This window comes from Stenotrophomonas sp. HMWF003 (assembly GCF_003061285.1).
GTDB lineage: Bacteria > Pseudomonadota > Gammaproteobacteria > Xanthomonadales > Xanthomonadaceae > Stenotrophomonas > Stenotrophomonas maltophilia_AP.
On record NZ_QAIW01000470.1, the window covers coordinates 1 to 3,444 of the forward strand.

At 70.6% G+C, this 3,444-nt stretch carries 3 protein-coding genes; all 3 read left to right on the top strand.

Going from position 1 to position 3,444, the window contains the following annotated elements; translation table 11 throughout:
• The coding region (locus DBR34_RS21600; RefSeq protein WP_181394096.1) for a hypothetical protein at positions 1-1,591 on the top strand (1,591 nt) is incomplete at its 5' end.
• 67 nt (positions 1,592-1,658) lie between these two features.
• Positions 1,659-2,357: a DUF3348 domain-containing protein gene (locus DBR34_RS20965; RefSeq protein ID WP_128098212.1), complete on the top strand. Its 699-nt coding sequence runs from the start codon at positions 1,659-1,661 to the stop codon at positions 2,355-2,357.
• Between the two features lie 10 nt (positions 2,358-2,367).
• Positions 2,368-3,444: DUF802 domain-containing protein (locus tag DBR34_RS24480; RefSeq protein ID WP_128098215.1), on the top strand; the 1,077-nt coding region annotated here is incomplete at its 3' end.

Consider the following 3,444-nt stretch of genomic DNA (forward strand, 5'->3'; position numbering starts at 1 on the left):
CGTCTACTACGTCGGCCTGGACATCCGTCTGGCCGGCCAGGACCGCGGCACGTTCCGGCAGCGCAGTCTCAACAGCCTGGCGGTCGACACCGCAGCCGATGGCAGCGCCCACCTGCGCACGCGCATCCTGTGGACCGAACAGCGCGCCCCCGGCGAAACGCAGACGGTGCTGGACCTGGATCCGGAGGTGGGCGACGAGCGGGCCATGCTGGCCCTGCTGGACGGCGGCTTCGAGCTGACCCTGGCCGCTGACGGCACCAGCACGGGCATGCGCGCCGTCGACCAGGCGGCCTGGCGCGACACCGTGACCCTGCAGCCGCAGGCCGCGCGCCTGCTCAACGCCGAACAGCAGCTGGGCGGCCTGCAGCCTTTGGCGCTGCCGTCCCAGCTGGCCATTGGCCAACGCATCACCCGTCGCGCCCAGACCCGGGACTTCGGTGAACTCACCTCGCAGATGCAGGTGCAGTCACTGACGCCGGCCGAGGTGGTGGTCAGCGTGGAACTCACCGGTACCGACGTGCAGGGCCGTGGCCGCCAGGTGCTGCAGCGTGCCGACGGCATGCCGATCGAGGCGCGCATGCAGCTGACACTGGCACCCCGCGACGACCTGCCCGCCACCGAGCAGCGGATGTACCTGGCGCGGATGGATCTGGACCCGCTGCAGCGCCTGGAGAGCGAGACCCTGCTGGAGACGTATCCGGCGATGATCCAGGCCCACCTCGACGCACCGCCCTTCTCGGCGATGTCGTCCAACGCCGACGATTACCCACCGTCGCCGCCGGAAGAGCGCGTGCCCGGGCTGTTGGACATGGCGGCACTGAAGCAGACCGAAGGCAGCCTGAAGTTCGCGGTGAACCGCGACCATCGCGACGGCCGCCCGTTGATCCGCATTGCCGGGCGCGTCGGCACCGGCGCATCGCCCAACAACGATCCGGACGCGCTCGCCCTCACCGCGGCAACTCCGCGCGCCGTGCACTTCTTCGACGCCAGGGGCAAGCGCCTGGCGAATCTGTCCGCACAGCCGGTGCTGGACCCGTGGGTATTGGTGGGCGACTTCCACGCCGACGAAAAGGACATCGCGTTTCCGTTCCGCCTGCCACTGAACACGCGCGGCAGCCAAGTGGACGCCATCCGCCGGATCCGACTGGATGTCGATGTGGACACCCACCTTGGCACCGAGGTGGAAACACTGGTCCCGGGCGCCCTCTCGCGGCGCAACCCGAACGCGCAGGTGCAGTGGACCTCGCCCACCCGGGTGACCGTGCAGCAGGCGCTGCCTTGGCGCGCGCGCACCGAGGGCTACTGGACCACCGCGGTGCCGCTGGATGCGCAGGGCCGTGAGATGCCGGCGGCGATGGTGGATGTGCACGGCGCACACGCGCTGGCCGATGCGCATCCGGGTGACCCGGCCCAGTCGCCGCTGCACTGGGAGCGCATCCGCCAGCCCGAACGGCTGGAGATCGCCACGGCAGCGCCGATCGCCGCGCTGCGCCTGCGTCACCAGCGCTGGCAGCGCCAGCCGCGGCAATGGACCTTCCGCTACCTTGCCCCGGACGCGGTCGAGGCGGACACAGAGGATGGCGCCAACTAGTACGGCCGCCTCGTTCAGACAGGCCCGTTGTCTTTCCGGTGTAAAATTCAGCGTTTTAACCGGAACAATGGCGAAACCGCAGCACCGCCCGCCCCTGCCCGGCCCGGCCTTCATCCGTCTGTTGGCGGAATTTGCCGACGGCCAGGTGGCCCCGACCAGCCCGGACCTGTCCGACCGCCTGAGCCAGTGGGTCGACTGGAACCGTGCGGTGGCGCTGTCGCGGGCGCTGGACGGAAGGGTGCCGCCCCCGCCTGCCGAGGCGGTCGCGTTCGATGCCGCCGAGGCGGCCGAATGCGTGCGGGTGCGCTCGGTACTGGCCGCCGCGATCGTTCAGCAACCTGACCCGCCAAAGCCCGGCGCCACGGACGATGCGGCGGCGATCCGCCAACGCGTCGTTGCCCTGCAGCGCTCGATGCAGGCCAACACCGGACGGCTGCGTGGCCGCCTGCGCGACATGCTCAGCCTGGCCGGCCCCGAACTGGGGCGGCTGGCCGAGGTGGATGCGGTGATGGAACAGACGCTGAGCCCGCGCGAGCAGGCGTTGCTGGCCACGGTGCCTGCGCTGCTTGCCCAGCATTTCGAGCGGCTGCGCAACGCGGCGCTGCCAACGCCCGTCGAAGGCGAGGCCGCCGACGCCGACGCGGTGCCGCCCGATGAGGGCTGGCGGCTGCGGTTCAACCACGCGATGCAGAGCGTGCTGCTGGCCGAACTGGATGTTCGTTTTCAACCCATCGAAGGCCTGCTTGCAGCGCTTCGCCCCCGATAACTGGGACGTCATGTTCAGAACTAGTCTTTATCTCGTCGTTTTCCTTGCAGGTCTGTTTGCCGCGTGCTGGATCGGCGTGGGATACATCGGGTCGAACCCGGTGGGTTTCGCGGTCGCACTGGTGATTGCCGCCTGCTACACCGCCGGGGGCGTCGAGCTGTTCCGCTACCGCCAGGCCACCGCTGGCCTGGGGCACGCGTTGGCCGATGTATCGGCGGCCGAGCAGGACCTGGGCGCCTGGTTGCAGCGCGTACCGGCCAGCCTGCGCAATGCGGTGCGCCTGCGCGTGGACGGCGAGCGTGTTGCCCTGCCCGCCCCGGTGCTGACGCCCTACCTGGTGGGGCTGCTGGTCCTGCTGGGCATGCTCGGCACCCTGCTGGGCATGATGGCTACGCTGCGTGGCACCGGGCTGGCACTGGAAAGCGCCACCGACCTGCAGGCCATCCGCGGCTCGCTCGGGGCGCCGGTGGAAGGCCTCGCGGTGGCATTCGGCACCTCCATCGCCGGCGTGGCGACCTCGGCGATGCTCGGCCTGCTGTCGGCACTGTGCCGCCGCGAGCGCCTGCAGACCGTGCAGCAGCTCGATGCGCGCGTGGCCACCGACCTGCACCCCCATTCCCAGGCATGGCAGCGCAGCGAGACCTTCCGCCTTGCGCAGGCGCAGGCCGCGCTGATGCCGGCGCTGGTCGAGCGCCTGCAGGCGATGACCGCGGCGATCGAGCAGCAGAGCCTGCAGGCCAACCAGCAGCTGCTGTCCAGCCAGGAGACCTTCCACGCCAAGGCGGACGCCGAACACGTCCGCCTGGCGGGCGCGGTGGAGCTGGCGCTGAAAGACAGCATCGCCGCCAGCGCACGTGCCGTGGGCGAAGCACTGCAGCCGATCATGGACAGCACCCTGCGCGGCATCGCCGCCGAAACAACCGCCCTGCAGCGCGGTGTCGGCGACGCCGTGCAGCGCCAGCTGGAGGGCCTCAACGCCGGCTTCGAGGCCAGCCGCGCGGCCAGCGCGGACAGCTGGAACAGCGCGATCGCCGCCCAGCAGCAGACCAACCTGGCGCTCACCACCGACCTGCGCGCGGCGCTGGAG

Bases quoted from the DNA above. Each gene is read 5' to 3' on its own strand.
- DBR34_RS20965 (WP_128098212.1), top strand. From the start codon at position 1,659: ATGGCGAAACCGCAGCACCGCCCGCCCCTGCCCGGCCCGGCCTTCATC.